The sequence below is a fragment of the Streptomyces sp. NBC_00154 genome (assembly GCF_026342835.1).
GTDB lineage: Bacteria > Actinomycetota > Actinomycetes > Streptomycetales > Streptomycetaceae > Streptomyces.
This window is the reverse complement of sequence record NZ_JAPEMI010000004.1, coordinates 1-21710: the sequence shown is the minus strand read 5'-3', so window position 1 is coordinate 21710 and position 21710 is coordinate 1. Positions and strand designations below refer to the sequence as shown.

Genomic DNA, 21710 nt, shown 5'->3' with positions numbered 1-21710 from the left:
GTCCTTTACTTCCGGCTGCCTGATTCTCAAGGCCGCTGTCCCGTCTCACTCAACCGAGTCGTTTCTTAACGAAAGAGTCGTTCGGGCTTCTGTGTCAGCGAACCTAGGTCCTGCCTCCTTGGTCATCTGCGGGCCGGAGGACTTGTAGATGGTCCGCGGTGGTTCCGTCGGGCTTCCGTCCGACGGTGGCCGCAAGAACGGCGGAAAGGTCGGCCTCGGGGACCGCGGCGCGCACTTCCTCCAGGACATGAGGAAAATCGTCGGGACGTGCCGTTACGACACCCTCGCCCGCGCGCTGCCCTCCCGTATCGCCCTTTGCCCGGCACGCAGCTCGGTGGTCAACTACTACGCCTCGATCACAGCCGACTACCAACGCGAACGCGCCCGGCTCGACGAAAGCAGGGACATCGCCCGCTGCGGACCGTGGATACGGATGATCCCGGAGCGGGGAGGGCGGCGCCGGGAGCACCTATGTCGCTTTCGCCACCTGCCCGTCCCGCAGCAGTTGGTACATCGGCTGTGGCTGGATGCCCACAACTCCGCTGAGCATGGCGGCTATTGACTTCGCTACAGTTCTTCCTCCCGAGTGCTGGAGGTTGCGGTGAGCGAACGCCCTGTCCACACGGTCGAGGTGCCGTTGAGGGACGGCAGTGACGAAGCGATCCGTGTTCAGATCCGTGAGGTGGACGAAACCCTCGTCCGAGTGGGGCGCGGAGGGCGCTCCGTAGCCCGGGCGGAGCGGTCGTTCGGGCAGATGCTGGACACCGTACGGCCGGTGGCGGAGAGTTTCGTGGGCAGGTTCCGGGGGCTGGCCAACGCGCCGGACGAGATCACGCTGGAGTTCGGGGTGTCGCTGTCGGCCGAGGCGGACGTGGTAATTGCCAGCACCGCGACGGCGGCTAACTTCTCCGTGAGTCTGACGTGGCACAGAAATGACGCCGCAGACCCAAGTGGGCCTGGCACTCCCGTAAGTTGACCTGACTGGCTCGCGGGGGACGTGGAGGTCAATGGTGTCGGGGAATGAGTCACGGAGTGCCGACGAGGCGCTGAACGCGGCGGTCGTCCGCATCAGTGGACAGAAAGGCACGATCGCCGGGGCGGGCTTCCTCATCACCCCGGATCGCGCGTTGACCTGCGCTCATGTCGTGTCGGACGCACTGGACAGGAAACGGGACCTCGAAGTCGCCGCCGGAATCACCGTGCTGGTCGACTTTCCGCTGGCCGACGGGGCCGGGAGGGGACACTTCACCGCCGAGGTCGAATGGTGGATCCCAGAAGCGCCTGAGCACTGCGGGGATGTGGCGGTCCTGCGGTTAGTCGATGCTGTTCCCGGCACGTGTCCGCTGCCCATGGCCGAATCGGACGAGCTTTCGGATCGTCGTGTGCGCGTTGTGGGATTTCCCGACGGTGAACTGGGCGTGATCCGGCACCGAGGGGAACTCAGCGGGAAGGTGGAGGGAGACTGGATCCAGCTCTCCCGCGCCGACACACGGACGGTTCACATCACCAGGGGCTTCAGCGGCAGCCCGGTCTGGGACGAGCAGCGGGGCGCGGCGGTCGGCATCGTTGTCGCTGCCGAGGGCAAGCGGGACGACACCCAGCAAGCCTTCGCCATCAGTGTGGAAGCCGTGCTACGGACGTTGCCCGACCTCGCCCGCGCCCTGGCTCCGGACCCCTTTCGTGGTCTGGACACCTTCCAGGAGAACCACAACGACATCTTCTTCGGACGCGGTGACGACATCGAGAGGGCGGTCAGGGACCTGAAGGGGGACCACCCGGCCGTCGTTGTCTGCGGGCCGTCGGGCTGCGGGAAGTCCTCACTCGCGCTCGCGGGGGTGGTGCCCGAGATTCGGCGGGAGCACCGGGAACAGGGGGAGAACTTCGACGCCGTGGTGGTGAACGCGGGGGCCGACGGGTCATTACTGGCCAACTTGGCCACCGACCTCTACAAAGCCGATCGCAGCGGCCGGTTCGGGGATCCACGGGCGGAGAGCGTTGACCAGGTGGAGGGATGGCTCACGAACCGTGGCCTCGTGGACACACTGAACCGCTTGCGGGGCAGCACAGGCGGCAAGTACCTCGTCGTACTCGACCAGGCCGAGGCCCTCCTGGACCGCACCGAAGCCGAGATCGAAGAAGTCGCCGGACTGCTCGTCCCCCGAAGGCGGCCCGGCGCCGGGTCACGCCTGCTGCTCACCCTCCGGTCCGACTTCATGGACGCGGCACTCAAGCACCCCTGGCTCGGCCCCCTGCTCACAGACGGCAGGTTGCTCCCGCTGGCCCCGATGTCCCGGGACCAGCTCCGGGAAGTGATCACCAAGCCGCTGGAGAAGGCCCCGGCGGTGACCTACGACCCAGGACTACCTCAGCGCATCCTGGACGACGCGTGCCGCGAACCGGAGAACCTGCCGCTCCTCGGCTTCGTACTGAAGAAGCTGTGGGACGAGCAGTTCGCCGGCCGGCTGCGTACGACGACGTATGAGGCGATGCACGGCGTGCAGGGCGCGCTCGAAGAGCACTGCAACAAGGCCTGGAAGCAGTGCGTCGGGGAGAACAACAAGGCCGCCGCGTCACGCCTGTTCAGAGGTCTCGTCAGAGTGCTGCCCGGGAGCAAGACCCCGCTGCGCCGGAGGCTGACACGGGAGGAGGCGGGCGAGGCCGGGTGGGAGCTCGCCCAGTCGTTCGCCGCGCGGCGGCTGCTTGTACTGCGTGGCGAAAAGGGGAAATCGGAGACCGCCGAGCTGGCTCATGAAACACTGATCAACATCTGGCCCGCGCTGAGAGAGCAGGTGCAGGAGGACGCCAAGTTCCTGGCGGGCCGCGCGGAACTGAACCACGACCTCGACCGCTGGACGAAGGAAGGCCGATCGCCGGCTCTGCTGCCCGGAGCGATCCAACTGGCCTCCATTCAGGGCTGGGTGAAAGACAGAGAGAAAGAACTGACCGAGGAGGAGCGGGACTTCCTGATCCGTGCACGGCAGCGCCGACGCGTACACCGAGCCCGCATCCGCATCGCCTGGACCGCCGTGGCCGTGGTACTCGCACTGATCGCGGGCCTCGGCACCTTCCTCGTCTACCAGCAGCAGGTCAGCACCCAACGCGAGGCGGAGTCACGCTCCCGCCTTCTGGCGAATCTCTCTGGCGAAGTCGCGAAGCAGGATCCGGGACAGGCCGCGCTGATCGCCATGGGGGCGTATGAGATCGAGCCGACAGATGAGGCCCGCAATGCCATGCTCCGCAGGTACGACCAGTTCAAGGGCGCCGCATGGGTGCTGACCGGGGCTGAGGGGAAGATCCGGGACGCGGCGACGAGCGTGGACGGCACAGTGACACTCGTGACGACAGACAACGGGCGCGCCACACTGTTCGTACGCAAGGCCGGGGGAAGAACTCAGCGACTCCAGCTCAGCCTCGACGAGATGGCATTCCAACCGCTGGTCAGCCGCGACGGACGGCGGATCGCCTACGTGTCGGCGCCCGGTACGTTCGTCTGGCACGACGTCGACCCCACCACGGACAAACCCGAGAACCTGCTCGGGGCGGCACACACCCTGCGAGCCGCGGAGTTCAAGGAAATAGTCGACCAGGTGAATTGGCTGAGCGATGTCGAGAGCCTCATAGCCTTCTCGCCCGACGCCGGGCACCTGGCCACAATCGCGGACGGACGGCTGCGGCTGTGGGATCTGGCCACGGAACGCCACCAGGACGTGCCCGGCCGCGTGCCCACGAGCCACGTGTCCGTGTGGTTCGGGCCGGACGAGAACACGCTGGTAGTCAGGCACGCCGACTCCAGCAGTGGCGCCTCCACACTGGAGGCGGTGGGAGTCGGCACGGGAAAGGCCCGTCAACTGGCGGATAATGTCGACGCGAGAACGTTTGACGGCTCGCCCACCGCGCTGTCGGGGGACGGCAGTGTGCTGGTCGTCTGCAACCAGGTGAAGAAGGGGGACGAGATCGTCGGCGTCTACCGGGCCCTGCGCGTGACGGACGGGAAGGTGCTGAACAGCTACACCTATACGGGACCCAATAGTCCCTGCGGGGGCATCGCCGTCGACGACAAGGGCGAGCGATTCGCGGCGTATATCTCCGGGAAGTGGATGATCGTCGGCCCCCGACACGACCGCCAAGTGCGGCAGGCCATGGCGCCTTCACCCGCGATGGTCCTCGGCCGCCTCCTCGGAGACCCGCGTCACTTGCTCGTGCTCACGGTCGCTGACGGCGATATCGCCCTGACCGCCCAGTCACTGACCCCGAACGACGTCGACGGCTCCGACATCGTCATCGGCGCACCACGGCTGATCGAAGATGGGAAGACCCTAGTCGCCCGCGTCAGGCAATTGGACCAACCGGACAGCGGCGAGACCCTGGCCCTCATCGACGCGGCCACCGGACAGATCACATCCGCGGTGAAGCGACCCACGACCGCAGCATACGAGCCGGCCGTAGAGAGCTCACTGACGGTCAACGACGCCGGAACCCTCGTAGCGGACGTGGTAGCCCCTGACAAGATCCTGATCAGGCAGATCCCGTCCTTGCGGAAGGTAGCGGAGATCACCACAGTCACACCTTCCGTCAACAAGAGCGGAAAAACGGAGCGGCTGACGCTCACCTTCCTCCGGGGCGGTGACCAACTCCTGGCGCTCTCCGGCAGCCGCATTGAACACTGGAACGCCCGGACCGGCCGCCGCCTGTCCAAGACCATCGACGCCCGCTCGCTCCTTCTCGGCGAGAAGGATCCGCCCCGCTCCGGCTCACAAGCAGTCTTCGGTTCGCCCTTCGCGCTGAACAGCCGCCCCGAAGCGGGCTACGCACAGATCATGATCTACGGCGACCCAGTACTGCACGCAATCAATCTGAGCACGGGCAAAGAGAACAAGGCCCTGCGCATTCGCCTCGGCCCGGACGTCGAGCGGGCCTTTCTCGACAGCAGCGGACGGTACGCGGCCGCGAAGACCCCGGGCGGCATGCTGGAGCTGTGGGCGACGAAGACCGGACAACAGCCGACAAAGGTGGTCGGCCCACTCGGGCCACTGGGCGCGAGCAGCTCCGGTAAGGGGTTCACCTTCAACTTCACTGGGAACGAAGGCGAGTTCTACGTGGCCAACGGAAGCTCCGTGCGCTTCCAGCAGCTATCGGACCCCAGCAACTTCAAGACGTACGACTTTGCGGCGAACCAGTACATCTGGGCGGCCACCAAGGACGGCAAGACCTTGTTGCGGACCCTGTCTGGAGGCGGTTTCGGAGGAGGAAACGGTGACGGAGGCCGCCTGGACCTGATCCATCTCGACCCCGAGCTCTGGAAGCGCCACCTGTGCGACGCTCTCGGCCGTGACCTCGCGCAGGACGAGCGCCGTGGCATGCCCGCCGGACTGCCGGACCGGATCTGCCCGGCCTAAGCTCAGCGCGACCGTCCCTGCGGGGCGGGGGAATCTGTCCTCAAGCGCACCGTGGCCGCCTGAGGGGCATGAGCGATCACAAGCAGCAGCAGGCTGGCCCCGACCGCGCGAACGAATTCCGTGATCTCGGTGACTAGGGGGATCAGGCCGGGCTCGGTTGTTGAAGTCTGTCTTGCAAGACGACGGGACCCTCCGGCAATCTGACAGAATTGCTCGATCGCGGGCATGTGTCCGCCGGGACCACCAGCCTCGCCCGAATCAGACAAATGCCTGTGCCGGCCCGAGTTCTTAGCCTGTGCAACTCCCTCTCGGGCCAGGTCATCGGTACAGGTCAGCGAGTTGTGTCAACAACCCAAGGGCGCAAAGTCGGCACCAGCCCCTACCGTGTTGCCGCAGAAGCTGACCAAGCCGGAGATGGAGCCGCAGCCCTCGCCAGCCGACGATGCTCCGTTCGATGAGAATCTGGCGTACGGGCTGCGTGGCAAGACCCTCATGATGGCTCAGGCCACAGGCAAGACCACCGCCGAGTGTCCCAAGGGTCAGAGCGGTACGCGGCGGCCTGCACAACCACCTTCGACGGGCTGAAGGTGGTGTGGAAGGTGACCATCGGCAAGAAGTTCGGCTGGTCGGACAACGTTGTGGAATTCGATGAGGTCCCGGACAAGGGCATCCTCACCAGCGACGGCGTCGCACGCCTGCTGTACGGCAACTACCGCGACAGCATCGACCACGCGCGCTGCGATGACATCCCCAAGGCCGTACTGGTGCCCTTGAACGTGAAGACCAAGTACTCCTGCGAGGTCGTCTTCAAGGGCAGGACCCCGGGCGGCCTGGCCGAACCGGTGCGCGTCACCGACGCGGGACCGCGGGTCTAGTGACCACGAAACGCCACGGCCACTGACGCCCCCCGAGAGCAGTCGGACACGGCACTCCGGGTGGGCGGGGCCCCTTCTACTCCCGTTCCGCTGGCTGCTCAGCTTGATACCGACGGGCAGTCAGTGCTGGTTGCCCGTACGGTTGGTATGGGTGCCCTGACAGGACGGCACCCATGGGCCCCGCGGGTCCGTCGCACGTACCGCGGGGCCCCTTCGCATGGTTCCAGGGTGCATCAAGCACACAGCCCTCCTGCCCAGGCTGCCTGACTAGCCCGAAACAAGGTGATCCCCCGCCCGCAGACCGTGGCCGCTTGCGGTTCAGGGTGCGATGCGACGGGCCACCAGGATCGTTCCGTGGGTCGCGAGCTCGGCGACTTCCACGACCCGGCCTGGCCGGGGGGCATGCACAACCAACCCGTCGCCGAGGAACATAGCGACGTGTTCGGGCCGGGACGCGCTCCCGTTGGTGAAGACCAAGTCGCCCGGCTGGAGCGCCTTGGCCGACACCGCCCGCCCGTCATGGATCTGCGTGTAGGTGGTGCGGGTGATCTCAACGCCAGCCACTCCATAGGCGCGTTGCATCAGCGAGGAGCAGTCGCACCGGTCGCGGGCGTTGCTGCCGTGGGGATTGGTGCAGGTGCCGCCCCATTGGTAGGGGGTGCCGAGCTGGCCGAGGGCCCAACGGATCGCGTTGCGGGCCTGGATGGGGGCGGTGATAGGGATCTGGTATCCCTCGGGCAGTGTGCCCGCGGGGATGTCGCCGTAGTCGGTGCCGGCCTGGGTGACACAGCCGGCCCCGAAGTCGGCCACTGCCGGGGTGATGCCAGGGATGGCGGCCGCGGTGCCGAGCGTCGGGGCAACGGCCTGCTGCAGGGCAGTGGCAAGAGCTTCGTGTTTTGCGTAGGCGTCGGGCACGCCGGACTTCTGGACTTTCTGGGCGGCGACGGTGACCGGCATGCTCTCCCAGTCCTTGAGGGACTTCAGTGCCTTGTAGAACTTCGTGGCCGCGTACACCGGGTCGAGGATCTGTGCCCGAGAGCCCCAGCCCTGGGAGGGGCGCTGCTGGAACAGGCCGACGCTGTCGCGGTCGCCGTGGTCCAGGTTGCGCAGGCCTGACTCCTGCAGGGCCGTGGCGAGCGCGATGACCTGGCCCCGTGCCGGGATCCTCATCTGGGCGCCGGTCGCCACGATCGCTTTCGCGTTGGGGATCTGCTCCTTCGGCGAGGGCAGGCTGGCGACTGTGACGTCGCTGCTGCTGCCGGCGAGCACCGCTTTGACCTGCTGGGCGACCTGGGCCGTGTCGACGTCGCCGCCCGTCCCGTTGGCGGCACACTGGGCCTGGGCGGCCGCGGCTTCGGCTTCGCTCTGCCCGATGTCGGCGACGTGCGCGGCGATCGCCGCCAGGAGAACGATCGCCAGCAAGATCAGGCCGGTGCCGCCAGCCAGCCACTTCTTGTTCTTCTGTGTCACGACGGTCCTTGCGAAGGCCTGCGCCGACGGGCCAGTTCCCGCTCCTCCCGGTCGGCGAGCCAGGCGTCGAATCCGCCCGCTCCGCTCACGGATCGGCTCGGTGGGGTGGCCGCTTGCTGGGTACGGCGCGAGACGGCCCGGTGGGCCTGGATGTGCCGGCGGGGACGGGTCGTCGGGTCCGCGACGGGCGCGCCGGTCGTGGACGTGGTCGACGAGGCCGCTGCGGCTGCGGTCCGCGGGCGGGGAGTACGGGCAGCGGGTCCTGTCCGGCGGGGTGAGCCGGCCGGACGCGTGGGACCTGCAGGGCGTGACGGGTTCGTCGGCCTGGGTGGGCCGCCCTGGGGGCCGTTCGGCGGCGGTCCTTGTGGTGGGGTGCCCGGGCCACCGAATATGCCCGGCGGGTTGCCCCGACGCGGGACGGGTCGGCCGGCGGAGCGGGCCCGGTGTGACCGGCCCCGGTAGCGACCGCTCTGCATGCGGGTCACGAGGGCGGTGGCTCCGACGGTTCGGGGCATGGCGTAGGCGATGGCGGCGAGCGGGTTGCCGTGGGCGAGGGAGACACCGGCCAGTGCGCCGCGGACCAGGCCGCGGGTGGTCTTCAGGGCGATGTGGCGGTTTTTGCGGACGGCCGAGGTGGCGGGGCCGCTGAAGATGGAGCCGTGGGTGCCGCCGATGCGGGCGGCGGACATCTTGGCGCGGAAGTTCGCGGCGGTCTGCTTGGAGCGGGCAGCCAGCTGCTTGCGCTTCTTGACCGCGCCGATGCACACGACGTCAACGACCAGGAAGTGCACAGTCAGTTCTCTGCCCCAGTCTGCTTGTACGGGGTCGAGGACGGCTTGGACGATGAGGATGAACACCGCCAGCGCGATGACGGATGTGAGCATCTGGCCCAGCGAGTGGAGCACCGAGGCAGACCAGTCCCACAGGAAGGCGCGGCCGGCGCCGGGAATAGTGCCGGCGATGAGGGCGGGCTCACCGCGGATAGCGTCCCAGGCGATGCGGCACTGGGCGACCAGGAAGCTGCCGGCGAGGCCGGAGATGAGGACGGAAACGATGAGGGCGGCGATGAGAAGGAAGAGTCCGCCGCCGAGCTTGTCGAGGCTGGCCTTCTTCGCAGCGTCGGCGTCGCCGGGCACGCAGTGTTCTTCGAACCGCTCCATGGGCGGGTTACCGAAGTGGTCGACGGCCCACCGGGTGCTCATGTCGAGCTGCATGTCGTACCAGGAGGAGACAGGCAGGCCGACGGGGCTGAGGTAGTCGGTGAGGCCGGTGAGCTTCTTGAGCTTGTTGGTCTGGGCGTGGATTTGCCGGTCGAAGGCCAGCTGCGCGAGCCGGGTGTCTGCGTACTCGGAGGCGCATTTACCTTCGAAGACACGGCCGTACTGCAGCAGCATGGCGGGCTTGACGATGAAGGCGTCCGTGAGCGCGTTGGTCAACGGCCGCGACAGGGTGGTGCTGGTGGCCGGGGTGGTGACGCCGTCGTTGGCGTTCGGGGTGGCCGGGTTGGCGTCCAGGATGACGTCGGCGACCTCCAGGGCCAGGCCGCGGGTCACCGCGATCGCCCCGTCCTGTTCCCCGAGGAGTGTGTTCGGGGCGGAGGACAGCAGCGTGGTGGTCAGCGCCGCCAGCAGCAGGGACAGGGCGGCGTCGCCCCAGCCCCGGGCCTTGTCTCCGAAGAAGATCCGGGCGACACAGATGACCGCGCACACTGACAGGAACAGTGCGGGCAGGCCCATTTCGAGGATGACGCGGGTGTGCAGGGAGTCGGCGACCGAGAGCACCGGAACGAGCAGCAGCTTGGCCAGTCCGAAGGACAGGGACCAGGCGATGAGCCAGCAGCAGAACGCGATCAGCCACTTGGTGACCATGAAGCACAGCTCGGTGAGCAGGTTCTGGATCCCCAGGTCCCAGTCCGTCAGGCCGCCTGTGTCGGACTTGACGGTGTAGACGCTGATCGGCAGGCCGTTGGCGTCGGTGACGTCGAAGACGCCGAGGACGCCACCCTCGTCGGGAAGGAGCTTGCGCAGCCGGTCCTTCTCCGTGTCGAGCATCGCTTCCTGCGCGGCCTTGGAGAACTTCTCCCCTTGCTCGCGCATGACCTCCTCGATCGCCTCGACCTCTTCCGGCGTCGGGGTCCGTTGAGCGCCTGCCGCCGGCACGGTCGGCGACGGGGTCGGGCTGGGGTCGGCGTGTGCGGGCAGCGACGTGAGCAGGGTGAAAGTGGTGGCGGCGAGCGCGGCAAACAGCAGCGCCATACGGAGTCGGGCGGCGCCGAGAACTCGCAGCCGCATTCGCCAGGTCAGGATCGTGGTCATGCTGCGGTCCGGTAGTCGCTGGGTGTGGTGTGGATGACGCGCATCACGGCCGGGTCCATCGGGATGAGGACCTTCATCAGTCCGATGCGGCCGGCCAGGTCCCGGTACAGGCACTCCCCCGCCCGGGCGAGCTTCTCCTCCTCCGGCAGGTCCAGCGGCGACAGGCCGGCGGTGACCAAGTCCAGCAGCTCGGGATCGGTGGCATCGACGCCGAGGAACTCCAGGCCGCGCTCGGCGAGTGACCGCGTCGTCTGGCGGAAGAGGAGCCGGTTCGGGATCAGGCCGCGGATGATGGCGCCCTTCTCGCTGTCGGCCGGCCCGATGTCATCCGGGTCATGGGAGCCGACATAGGCGGCCGCGTTGTGCTTACGGCCGTCACGCATGAGCTCGAGCAGCAGCTCCAGACCCTCGTCCGAACTCGTGAGCCACCAGCATTCGTCGAAGACGGCGACGCCGAACTCGTCCTTGTGCCGCATGACGGTCTCGCGCGCCACAGCGGCGATCAGGTACATCAGCGAGCGGCCCAGGACCTTCTCGAACTCCAGGCGTTCGATGCGGTGGTCGGAGGCGAGCTCGCTCTTCTTCGGTAGCGCCAGGGAGTTGACGAGGAAGACAACGGAGTCGGCCCGCGCGGTATCCACGACGGGGAGGGTGTCGTCGAAGACGACGGCGGCGAGGTCCTTGCGCGCTACGGCCTTCAGCTTGCGGGCCAGGTTCCGGGCGGCGGTGTCCTCTCCCCCGCGCATGACGAGCTCGTCCATCAGGGCGCGCATGGAGGGCTCGGGCCGCTCGAGTACCGCCTGCACTGATTCGGACAGGGCGACGCCTTCCAGGTCCATCGGCTTCACACCGAGCAACAGGGTCAGGAAGGACTCGCAGAAGCGGGCCGCGACCTTGGGGCTGTCCTGCACATACAGGCGCAGCGGGTCGAGGGAGACTTCGGCGCTCTGGTCGATTCGGATGACCTGGGTGGTGCCGGGGCACGCCGTGGCGAACCTCGCCCATTCCTCTTCCTTGGTGCGGTCGACGATGACGGCGCGCCCGCGGCTGTTCGGCTTGCCGGGTTGATGGCCGCGGGCCAGGACGTTGTAGACCGCCGACTTGAGGCCGACGGACTTGCCGGCGCCGAGCTCGCCGATGAACGCCATCGACGCCGAGGCGTTCTCCCGGGGCCCGCGGGCCGGGTCGACCATGACCGGGCGGGCGCCGCCGGAGGCGAGCTGCAGGCCGAACAGCCCGCCCCTTGCGTCGCCGAGCTGGGAGCCGCACCAGGGCATGGCCATAGCGAAGTCCCGGGCGAGCAGGTACTGGGCGTACCCGGTCATCACCCGCGGGGTGCGGCAGCCGGGCAGCATCGCGTGCCACAGGCTGGTCTGCTCCCCCACCGGGCGGGAGAACGTGTAATCGGTGGCGCCGAAGTCACTGGCCAGGGCGGCCGCACGGTCCTGGGCCTCGTCCGCGGTGGCACCCCAGACCGCAAGGGTGACCATGGCGCGGATCTCGACCTCGCGGGCCGAGGCGGTGAGCCGGTCACGGAACTCGTCGTTGTCCGCCTCGTTCTTCGCGAGCGCTGCCGGCGGGCCGGCCGGGTCGCCCTGGTACTCCGCGGCCTGCGCCTTCAGATGACGGGCGCGCTTTCGTGTCTTCGCCTCCGCCTTGGTGCCCGGGGTGATGACCAGCCGGGCGGTCCAGTCCACGGGGTAAGCCAGATCGTCCAGCTGCTGCAGGTACGCCGCCCCGGGCAGCGCGAAGGCCTCCGGCATCTCGGACAGGGCCAGCATCGCCTGGTAGGAGTCGCCCCATTCGGAGGAGACCTGAACGAAGCGCCGCTCGAACGGGTTGCCCGGCACAGCCCTGCGGTCGCTGAAGTCGGTGCCGCCCTCGGCGATCAGCATCTCCCCCAGAGCCGCGACCGTACGGCCACGGCCGCGCACGGGCTGCTCGGTGCCGTCGGGCAGGAACGGCTCCGGCAGCCCGCGGCGCGCACTGTGCCCGTAGATCCACAGGATCTCTGCCTCGGTGGCCGGCCGCATCGAGACGCCGGTAGGCCACTGGGCTTGCATTCGCTTGGCCTGCTCGGTGCGCCGCTCGACTTCGTCGGCGGTGACAGGTGCGGGCATGAGGCCGAGCTGCAGCGCGACTTCGGCCTTGGCCGCGGCGAACGCGGACAGGGCGGCGTCCTTGCGGGACAGCGGTGGCAGCGGGATCGCGAGCCAGTCGGTGCGGCCGGTCAGCTCCATTACCTCGAGCTGGTCCAGCACGGCGTGGCCGAGCCGTTCGTAGCGCGGTGACTTCTTCAGGTCGACGTCGGCGACCATGGCGCGGACCACGGCGATCGGGTCGACCTGCGGGCACAGCGACATCAGCATCGGCTCGCCCGTCAGCGACTTGAACAGCGACTCAAGCGACTTCAGCCGGCGCCTCTTCGCGGTCGCCGGCGCGTGGGAGTAGTTGGCCGCGGCCACCCGCCAGATCGCCCACGTGGTGCCGTGCGTGGTGAAGGCGAGGTTGTTGGCAACGTGCCGGATCGGCAGGCGCATCTCATTCCTCCGGATCGGTTCGTGCGGATGTGGCGCGGCGGGCGAGCAGGGCCTGCACACCGGACGCCACAGGGGCGCCGGCCGTCGTATTGGGGGTGTGTGCGGCCGGCGCCGGCCGCACAGGGTGAGTGACGGGGGTGGCCTGGCGTGCCACTGCGGGGGAACTACCGGCCGCAGGACCGTCGGCGGTGACGGTGATGAGCGTGTCGCCGCTCACCGGGCGCGCCGGGCGGAAGGGCCGGCCATGCAGCCGCCCCCACCGGGGGCCGGCCATCATCACGGCGACGCTGACCAGAGCGGCGGCAGGGTTGCGGCCGTCGATGTGCAGATGCCGCAGGAGGAACGCGGCCGCGAACGGCAGGCCGAGCAGCACCACCACATCCATCAGCCCGTACCCACCCCAGATCGCACGGGTCAGGATCAGCGCCACGAACGTGCCGACGATCGCCGCAAGCTGAGTGAGCGTGTACGGGCCGCCCGGCAGTCGGATTCCGCGGCCGCCGTTGACGTCACGGATGACACCGTGAACCAGCGGGGCGCGACGGGCCTTGGTGTAGCAGCGGCCGATCAGCTCGTCGCTGGTCTCGGATGCGTCGACGAGGTGGGTGGTCACTGGTCACCAGGCCCGGTGAGTTGCCGGCCGCCGCCGTCGTACTGGGTGATGTCCTCGGTGGTCTTGTCCTTGAGGGTGTCCATGTTCGCGGCGCCGCCCCAGACGATGGCCGCGAAGATCACGGCCATGATGGTCGGGCCGGGCGCCTTCGTCTTCCAGCCGACGATGACCACGAAGGCACCGCACAGCACCGGGATGGCGACGTTGAAGATGAGGGCCTTGATGTCATTGCCAAGGCCGGTACCGGTCTGGATCCAGCCCGCGGCGAGCGTGATGTCGTGCATGACGTCTTCTCCTTAGGAAGTGGAGGCGGGGGTGGGGGCCGTGCTGGGCGCCGCCGAGGGGGTCGTGCTGGCGTTGGAGGCGGTCGGCTCGGTGGGAGTGGCGGCGAGTGTGGGGGCGCCGTCGAGAGTGGCGATCTCCCAGCGGCCGGCCCGGGCCTTGAGGGTCAGCGCGTAGGTGAGCGGGACGCGGACCTCGTCGTGGCCCGTGGCGCGCAGCGCGACCAACAGCCGCAGCGTGGTGCCGTCGTCGGGCACGGCGGTCACCGGCTCGGTGCCCTTCTCGCCCTCGATGGCGAGCGTGTCGACCGCGATGCCCGTGTACGGCGCGGGAGCAACGGGGGCCAGGTGGGTTCCCGGTGCGAGGTAGCGGTCGAGCTCGCCGACACCAGTCAGGTAGGCGGTCAGGAACTCGGTGACGGCCTGGGTCCGCGGATCCGCTGGCAGCGCCGGCCGCATCGGCCCGTAGACAAGTCCGGGAGCCTTGATCCGCTCGGGGGCGGCAACTTCGGCCGGCATCGCCAGCGCCGTGTAGCCGCTCGCCCCGCCGGCCGTGGTCGCGGTGGCAACCGGGACCTGGAAGTACCGCACCGCCTGGGCGGCCGCGGCCTTCGCTTCGTCCTTGTCGTCAGGCTGTCCGTCGGCCGGCTTCGCAGCCGGTTTCGTGGAGGTGATGCGGGCGGCCACCGTGACGGACCAGATGCCGGAATCGGTCTGGCGCAGCCGTACGACGGTGAGCTGCTCGCCGTGCCGCCGGTCCGGATCCCCTTCCAGGCGAAGGCTGGTGGCGTCCGGGTAGTAGGCGGCGAGCTTGTCCTGGTCGTCCTCCCCCGCTGAGATGAAGGCGGCGACGAAGAGCTGGGCGAAGCCGGCCGCGCCCTGGGCGCCGGTTGCAGCCGGAGCGGTGGGCGCCGGCCTCTTCTGTGCGGGTCCGGCCTGTGCCGGTGCCGACAGATATGCGAACGCGCCGAGCAGCGGGCCGAGGACGAGTAGTCCCCAAGCCGTCCAGCGGAGGGCGGCGGCAGTGTTTGCCTGGGCTCCAGTCGACCAGCCGGCCACATCCTGCGGCCCCTCGTCGATGTCCCAGTCCTGCGGTTCGGCGTCCGGTACAGCTGCTGCTTCCTTGGCCGGGCGACGGTTCCACGACGACTTCATGCCGAGTCTCCGAAGGGCCGCAGGGTGTGGCCGCCCAACTCAGCGATCCGTCGGCGTAGCTCGGTCTCCGGTCGCTGCTGCAGCGTCTCCAGAGAGGCGAGGACGCCGTCGGCGTCCTTAGCGAGGAAGGCGCGCAGCCGATCGTGGGTGTGGATGTCGAAGGGTTGCGCGACGAGCGCGGCGCCGAGCTGGATGAGCAGACGCTGGGCGCGTGTGACGCGCTCTTCGTCTGCATCCAGGGGCGCCTTGGCGGTCTGGGTCATGTGGGTGTCCCTCTCTGGGTTCGGGCCGACGGTGGACGGAGGACGAAGCGCGGTCATGCCGCAGGCCTCAGCTGCAGCGAGGCCGACAGACGGGCCACGGCGCGGGAGCGGCGGCGCTGCCACGCCGCGGCGGTCGTACCGGTGCGAGTGGCGGCGACGATGTCGGTGACCGGGTCGGTGGTGTAGTGCCAGGCGATGGCTCGGGCGTCGGCCGACGAGAGGGTGCCGCTGCCCATCGCGTCCAGGACCAGCTCGAGCAGTTCCAGACGGGCACGGTCGGCTTCCCCTTCGCTGACGGCCCCGGTGGGCTGAAGGCCAGCCGCGGCCGCGGCCGCGCTGACGCTCTGGGCTTCGGCCAGCTCGGCCGGCCCGGGCGTGCTGTCGGCCAGGTCCTCAGCGGCACCCAGCTCTTCGCCGTGCTCTTCGCGGTCGGCGGTGAGCTCCCGGCAGACGTGACGCAGCGTGTCCAGAGCGAGGTTCGCGGCGGGCCGGCCAGGCCGGGTATGGATGCGACCGGAGCGGGCGACGACGTAGAGGGCGGCGATGGTCATGTGACCGATGTCGTCGAAGGTGCGGCCACCGAAGGGGCGGACCTGGCCGCGCGTCATGCGGACCGCGGCCGGGATCATCGCCTGGACGATGACGCGGGCGGCGAGCGTGGCCGATCGGTCACGGCCGGCCGCCCGGCGCAACAGAGCGCGGAGCACGGCATCGGTCAGCGCATCGGTCACGGCCCCGTTGGGCGGCCGAAGAGCGGCGAGCAGCTGGGCGGGTCCGAGACCGCGCACCCAGGAATCGGTCACGGCCGCGACGTCATCGGCCAGTCGATCGGCCACCAGCCAATCGGTCACGGCGGCCTGGACGGAGGTGTCCGCGCACAGGCCTTCCCACTCCACATCCAGGCGCTCAAAGATTCCGCGGGCGGTGTGGGCGGTCGGCGGCAGGTTCGGCACGGCACTTCTCCTTTCGGATGTCGTGCCGTGAACTCTCCTCAGACCGGCTTGCCCAACGGCTTGCCCAACTCCCTGAAACAGCAGATGGGAGGCTTGCCCATGTGGCGGGCAAGCCCCCGGTGACCGATTGGGCAAGCCTCCTCAAGGGGTGGGCAAGCCTCGGTGACCGGTCCATGCAACCCCGGGCAACCCCCCAATGGCGTGGGCAAGCCCTGCCCCGAGAGGCGGAGCAGTGCCCCGCGGAGAGGTCCGTCGGTCACACCGGCGAGGTGACCGATGAGCACTCTGCTGGTCATGACCGATGACCGATCCGGGCCGCATCGGTCATCGGTCACGAGCGTCGGAGTCGGTCACGGCGCCATCGGTCACCGGCCATCGGTCACCGGTCACGCCCCCGGAATCGGTCACGCGGCAGGGCCCGGACATGACGGTGGCCGATGACCGGGATCGGTCATCGGCCACTCGTCAGGGCGGTTCGCTCAGCGGCTGACCGACCGGAGATGCGCGCGGCCCTGTTGCCGCCGTTGCTCCGTGAGGTACTCGACCGCTGCGTTGACCCGCCGCTGACCGGTCTTCGGGGACAGCTCCAGACGCCGGGCAACCTCCGCTCCGGAGAGCTTCTGGCCGGCCTCCTCGGCCTCGGCAAGCCACTCCGCGACCGTCACAATCTGCTGCTGCACCGGGTCCAGATCAGGCTCCTGGCTCTGCTGCTCGGGCAGTCGCGCAGTGGCCTCCCCCGTGTCGGAGACCGTGGCCTCCCAGACGGTCGCGTCCTCTCCAGCCACGCCCGCCGTCGGGCTTTCCCGGGGAGATTGCTGCGGTACTCCCCCACCGGCCGCACGGCCGTCTTCCACCAAGGCGGTCGGGACCAGGACCGGCTCGGCCACATACGGCTGCGAGGCAACAGCCGGATCAGTCATGTCGGTCCCGGCAAAGGAGCGGCTGTCCGCCGTTGCGTCAGTCCATACGCCCCGGTCATCCGCTCCCTCAGCCACGCCAGATGCCGGCACCGCGACATCATCGGCCGGTCGCTCCTGGTCGTCTGCCGACACGGGCGACTGCGGAGCCTGCATCTTGAAGTCCTGCAGGATGGGCCTGAGCTGTCCCTCCGTGAGAACGCTGCCGGACACGGGATCGACGACGCCGTACTGGGCAAGGAAGAGTCCGAACTGGCGGGCGTTCGGCAGCTCGCCGTACTGAGAGATGAACCCCTGGAGGGCCTCGTAGTAGCCGACGTCAGGCAGAACCGGTTCGTCCAGCACGAAGGACTCGGCACCCTCGGGCTCAGGCGAGGACGCCAGCTCCTCATGACCGGCCGTAGCTGCCCCCGTCGCGCTGGCTTCCAGAGCACGCTGATGCTCGCCCATCAGCTCGGCGTGGGGGTGGGCCGTCTCGACGGCGGCCGGGGCCGGCGCCGGGGGCAGCAGGACCGGTTCGATGCCCGCTGCGGCCAGCCCGGCCGGGCCGGTGTCGGCCAGCGGAACGCCGAACTTCGCCAGCCGCAGCGGCATCAGCGACTCGACGGGGGCCTTGCGGCGCCAGTTCCGGCCGAAACGCGCCTGGAGCCGGGCCTGGTAGATCAGCCGGTCCTGTTCGAGCTTGATGACCTGCTCGTACGAACGCAGCTCCCACAGCTTCATCCGGCGCCACAGCTTGAACGTGGGGACGGGGGAGAGCAGCCAGCGGGTGAGCCGGACGCCCTCCATGTGCTTGTCGGCCGTCAGGTCGGCTATCCGGCCGACCGCGTGCCGGGCGGCCTCGACCGCGACCACGAACAGCACCGGGATCACCGCGTGCATGCCGACGCCGAGCGGGTCGGGCCAGGCCGCGGCGCCGTTGAAGGCGATCGTCGCGGCGGTCAGCAGCCAGGCGGTCTGGCGCAGCAGCGGGAACGGTATCCGCATCCAGGTCAGGAGCAGGTCCAGCGCCAGCAGTACGCAGATGCCCGCGTCGATGCCGATCGGGAAGACCAGGGAGAAGTTCCCGAAGCCCTTCTGTTCTGCGAGCGCGCGCACGGCGGCGTACGAGCCCGCGAAGCCGATCGCGGCGATGATTGCCGCGCCGGCGACGACGACCCCGATGAGTACCCGGTGCGTGCGTGTCAGCTGCATCGCGGCCACCCGCGATCCCCTCCCTGAAGCGTGTTCCGTAGATCTTCTGTTTGGAGATCCACCTTGGCATCAAGAACGTCCCTGCCTTGCCGGTGTGGGAAAACAGGGACGTTCAAATCCGCGATCACTCCTGAGCGAGGAGCTTTGCGAGGGTATGGCGGTCCTCAGCGGTCATGTGCTCGCGGGCCAGCCGATCGAGGGCCTGCGGGTTGTGCCACGGAACGTGGAGGCTTACCGAAGGCTCTTCCGTGCCCGGACTGATTACGCCGTTATCAGTGAGCTGGTTGCTGCTGGGCTGCGGGCGTCCCTCGCTGATAACGCCGTTATCAGCTGCCGACTCCTCGTCAGGCTCCACCGCTGGCGCGTCCTTGGTGATAACGCCGTTATCAGTGGGTGGCTGCGCGACGGGCGTCTTACGCTTCTGCTTCTTCTGTTGGGCCTGCTGCGCTCGGGCGTCTGCCAGAGTGCGCTGCTCTTCCGGGGAGTGCTTGGCGAGCCCTCGTACGTGCTCGACCTTTCGACGCCCAGCCTCCAGGTCCGCCTGAAGTTCGGGTACCAGCTCCAGCAGCGACAGGCGCTGCGAGATGTAGGGCTGAGTCACTCCGAGCCGTCGCGCGGCCTTGTGCTGCGACCCGTAGAACGCGACCAGGGTCTTGAGTGCCTGCGCTTCTTCCAGATCGGACAGGTTCTCCCGCTGGGCGTTGGCGACGAACGCCGCCTCGAGCAGCGACTCGTCTGTGGTGACGCGCGCGTCGTCGACGGTGACCTTTATCGTCGCGAGACCGGCCATGCGAGCGCCAGCGAGACGGCGATGACCGTCCACTACGACGTACTGGGCGCCAGGTGCCAGTTCAGATGCGCGCTCCGGCCGGTCCCGGAGGTAGGCATCGACTGAAGCCACGGTGATTGCCTGGATCTGACCGATCTCGCTCAGACTCGCGGCCATCCCGGAGACATCGCCAAGGCTCTCCCGCGGGTTATCAGGATTGGCACTGATCTCGCTGAGAGCTAGCTCGTTGGGGTCGCCCAGTCCGAAGGCTGCATCCGTCAGCTGGCGACGGACACTGCGGGCCGTGCCGGCTCGAGCGAAAGAGGACGAGGCGCCGAGCTGGTCTTCCTTGGAGCTCACGAGATCTCCCTCGCAATCTGCCGCATGATCTCCGACTGATCACTGTGCGGGGCGTACGCCAGCAGCGGCATACGCTTCCGCACAGCTTCGCGCTGTTCCTTGAGGTCTCCGACGACGGCGAGGACTCTGGGGTCCCCGAGGTTGCGCCACTCCTTCAGGGAGGACGTCGCTACGTAGCCGCGGCGGCTGTCGTAGAGATTGACGACCAGTCCGAGGTACTCAATCTCGAGGCGAAGGTCGTCGCGCAGCGACTCGATCTGCTCGGCAAGCATCGTGTAGGCCGTGGCCGAAGAGTCTTCCGCGAGAACCGGAATGACCATGCCTGAGAGGCCTTCGCCTTCCCCTTGCCGGCGCCGCCCGAAATAGATGGCTGCATCAGTCGCCATGCCCAGGCTCGGTGGGCAGTCGATCACGATGGCGTCGAAGTCCTTCTCCAAGGGCTTCAGGGCACGCTCCAGGGCAGCTTCCTTGTTTCGCATGCGCGACACGGCGATCTTGGCGTCGAGGAGGAATCCGTCGGGGCACGCAGGCAGGACGTGCAGTCGCTTCTCGAAGCGCGGCGATTCGAGGGTGACGATCAAGTCCCGCAGTTCCCCCTTGGCTTCGCCGCACATGTGCAGCACCAGGCTGTCGGTCCCGGGCGGCAGCTGCTCGACACCAAGCTGATCGCTCAGATGCCCTTGAGGGTCGTAGTCGACGAGCAGCACGCGCATGCCGTCCTCGGCCAAAGCCTGGGCTACACCAGCCGCGATGGCCGTCTTCCCGACACCGCCCTTCTGGTTTATGACGACCTTGCGCTGGCAGATGCCGGTCACAGGGCGATGCCTGGGGGAGGGGTGAGAGCTCATCCACGTCTGCACGGACTGGGCGAGTCCTTGAACGAAGGGAATCCCTCGCTCAGTGCAGGTGTCCTTCAGTTCGTCCCATTGCCCTGGGGGGAGCCAAGTCGAGAACGACGCAGATCCTGACGTCTCGATGGGGGAGTGGCCATCCGACACTGCTCGCCAGGCAGAGATGCCAGCTGACACAGCGTCTTGGATGTCGATACCGAGTTCGGCGGCGCGAACCTTGAGGTCCTGACGTAGCCAGGACGGCAGCTTGGAGACGACCTTCTCTCTGTCTCCACTGGGACTTGGGGTAACCATGAGGTCAGCTTACTAACTTCGGGGCCCGAGGTGTGTGACCCCCGCTCAGGACGCGTGTTGCGGACTGACCCGTCGCACTGAAGTGAGCCAAAAATCTCGTCGGCCGATCGCAGGTCGCCGTGGACGTGCACCTGCGCGCCTTCGCTGCGGACGCCGGTGTCTCCGGCCTCAGATGCGGGCAGCTGCGAACTGTGTACGAGGCGACCGCCAGCCCTCTCGGCCACGAACGAAGCGCATTTGGAGCACGCCGTCTGGGGTTCAAGTCGCAGGCCCTGTAGTCCAGCAAGCCATAGAGCGTGTGTCTCAAGCGGGTTGGCCAGGACGCGTAGGTCGGGGTGAACAGAGCTAGGTGTTCTGACCACGGAGGTTGGTGACGGATCCCACGGCTTGGGGATCTTGAACGAGTGAGGGCCTTCCGGGTTCGGTGTGGATTGCGACATCTCCACCGAACGATCAGAAGGCCCTCATGCCCCACCGTAATGCACCCTTGACCGAGACCGGACGTCTGCGTCTGGCCCGCTGCGTCGTCGAGGACGGCTGGCCGCTGCGGCGGGCCGCCGAACGCTTCCAGGTCTCGCCCACGACGGCCCAGCGGTGGGCCGCCCGTTACCGCGAGCTCGGCGAGGCCGGTATGGCCGACCTCTCCTCACGGCCGCACCACAGCCCGCGTCGGACCCCGACCCGCACCGAGCGGCGGATCATCAAAGTCCGGCTTCTGCGCCGCTGGGGACCGGCCCGTATCGCCTACCTGCTACGGCTGAATCCCGCGACCGTGCACCGTGTTCTCACCCGGTACGGCCTCGCCCGCCTGGCCCACCTGGACCGCGCCACCGGCCGGGTGATCCGCCGCTACGAACACGTCGCTCCCGGCGACCTCGTGCACGTCGACATCAAGAAACTCGGCAACATCCCCGACGGCGGCGGCCACAAGGTCCTCGGCCGGGCCGAGGGCCGAAAGAACCGGGCGAACGCCGGCATGAGCTTCCTGCACAACGCCGTCGACGACCACTCCCGACTCGCCTACAGCGAGATCCTCACCGACGAGAAGAAGGAAACCGCCGTCGGATTCTGGCAGCGAGCCCAGACCTTCTTCACCGCTGCCGGCATCACCGTCCAGCGGGTTCTCACTGACAACGGGTCCTGCTACAGGTCACACCTTTGGCGCAACTCCCTTGCCGAACAAGGCATTTCACACAAGCGCACTCGGCCCTACAGGCCCCAGACCAACGGGAAGGTGGAGCGGTTCAACCGCACTCTCCTCGACGAATGGGCCTACGCAAAGCTCTACCGCACCGAGAGCGAACGACGCGAGGCCTACCCCGCCTGGCTGCACACCTACAATCACCACCGCGGACACACCGCCGGGGGGGGGGGGGGGGGGGGGGGGGGGGGGGGGGGGGGGGGGGGGGGGGGGGGCGCGGGCCAACCACCCGCCAGCTGCGCGTCCCCAACCTCACGGGTCAG

At 68.4% G+C, this 21710-nt stretch carries 15 protein-coding genes and 1 pseudogene; 5 read left to right on the top strand and 11 right to left on the bottom strand.

Going from position 1 to position 21710, the window contains the following annotated elements:
- Positions 1-148 precede the first annotated feature (148 nt).
- From OHA03_RS46450 to OHA03_RS46435, 4 genes are all read left to right on the top strand, one after another.
- Positions 149-562 carry a hypothetical protein gene (locus OHA03_RS46450; RefSeq protein ID WP_267009983.1) on the top strand — a complete coding sequence of 138 codons (414 nt, stop codon included), beginning with the start codon at positions 149-151 and terminating at the stop codon, positions 560-562.
- A gap of 39 nt (positions 563-601) precedes the next feature.
- Positions 602-976, top strand: coding sequence for a CU044_2847 family protein (locus OHA03_RS46445; protein WP_267009982.1), 375 nt, complete (start codon positions 602-604; stop codon positions 974-976).
- A 31-nt stretch (positions 977-1007) separates the two neighbouring features.
- Entirely contained in the window at positions 1008-5396 is a 4389-nt protein-coding gene (locus OHA03_RS46440) for a trypsin-like peptidase domain-containing protein (protein ID WP_267009981.1), read from the top strand.
- Between the two features lie 527 nt (positions 5397-5923).
- Positions 5924-6271, top strand: a complete 348-nt coding sequence (locus OHA03_RS46435; protein WP_267009980.1) for a hypothetical protein — start codon at positions 5924-5926, stop codon at positions 6269-6271.
- A 318-nt stretch (positions 6272-6589) separates the two neighbouring features.
- Here OHA03_RS46435 and OHA03_RS46430 read toward each other — a convergent pair whose 3' ends face one another.
- From OHA03_RS46430 to OHA03_RS46380, 11 genes are all read right to left on the bottom strand, one after another.
- Positions 6590-7741: a C40 family peptidase gene (locus OHA03_RS46430; RefSeq protein ID WP_267009979.1), complete on the bottom strand. Its 1152-nt coding sequence runs from the start codon at positions 7739-7741 to the stop codon at positions 6590-6592.
- A complete protein-coding gene (locus OHA03_RS46425; protein ID WP_267009978.1) occupies positions 7738-10056 on the bottom strand; it encodes a hypothetical protein in 2319 nt (772 codons plus the stop codon). Before OHA03_RS46425 ends, OHA03_RS46430 begins: the two co-directional genes overlap by 4 nt.
- Positions 10053-12596 (bottom strand): ATP-binding protein, encoded by a 2544-nt coding sequence (locus tag OHA03_RS46420; RefSeq protein WP_267009977.1) that lies wholly within the window; start codon positions 12594-12596, stop codon positions 10053-10055. The genes OHA03_RS46425 and OHA03_RS46420 overlap by 4 nt, the downstream gene beginning before the upstream one ends.
- A 1-nt stretch (position 12597) precedes the next feature.
- Positions 12598-13209 (bottom strand): hypothetical protein, encoded by a 612-nt coding sequence (locus tag OHA03_RS46415; RefSeq protein WP_267009976.1) that lies wholly within the window; start codon positions 13207-13209, stop codon positions 12598-12600.
- A complete protein-coding gene (locus OHA03_RS46410) occupies positions 13206-13493 on the bottom strand; it encodes a hypothetical protein (RefSeq protein ID WP_267009975.1) in 288 nt (95 codons plus the stop codon). The genes OHA03_RS46415 and OHA03_RS46410 overlap by 4 nt, the downstream gene beginning before the upstream one ends.
- A gap of 12 nt (positions 13494-13505) precedes the next feature.
- Entirely contained in the window at positions 13506-14645 is a 1140-nt protein-coding gene (locus OHA03_RS46405; RefSeq protein ID WP_267009974.1) for a conjugal transfer protein, read from the bottom strand.
- Positions 14642-14908, bottom strand: a complete 267-nt coding sequence (locus OHA03_RS46400) for a hypothetical protein (protein ID WP_267009973.1) — start codon at positions 14906-14908, stop codon at positions 14642-14644. The genes OHA03_RS46405 and OHA03_RS46400 overlap by 4 nt, the downstream gene beginning before the upstream one ends.
- 53 nt (positions 14909-14961) lie before the next feature.
- Entirely contained in the window at positions 14962-15861 is a 900-nt protein-coding gene (locus OHA03_RS46395) for a hypothetical protein (RefSeq protein WP_267009972.1), read from the bottom strand.
- A gap of 479 nt (positions 15862-16340) precedes the next feature.
- Positions 16341-17981: a DUF2637 domain-containing protein gene (locus tag OHA03_RS46390; protein WP_267009971.1), complete on the bottom strand. Its 1641-nt coding sequence runs from the start codon at positions 17979-17981 to the stop codon at positions 16341-16343.
- A gap of 115 nt (positions 17982-18096) precedes the next feature.
- Positions 18097-19101, bottom strand: a complete 1005-nt coding sequence (locus OHA03_RS46385) for a ParB/RepB/Spo0J family partition protein (RefSeq protein WP_267009970.1) — start codon at positions 19099-19101, stop codon at positions 18097-18099.
- On the bottom strand, positions 19098-20246 hold the full coding sequence (locus tag OHA03_RS46380) for a ParA family protein (protein ID WP_267009969.1): 1149 nt from the start codon (positions 20244-20246) through the stop codon (positions 19098-19100). Before OHA03_RS46380 ends, OHA03_RS46385 begins: the two co-directional genes overlap by 4 nt.
- 466 nt (positions 20247-20712) lie before the next feature.
- Here OHA03_RS46380 and OHA03_RS46375 point away from each other — a divergent pair.
- Positions 20713-21710 (top strand): annotated as a pseudogene (locus tag OHA03_RS46375) (IS481 family transposase); the annotation flags it as partial.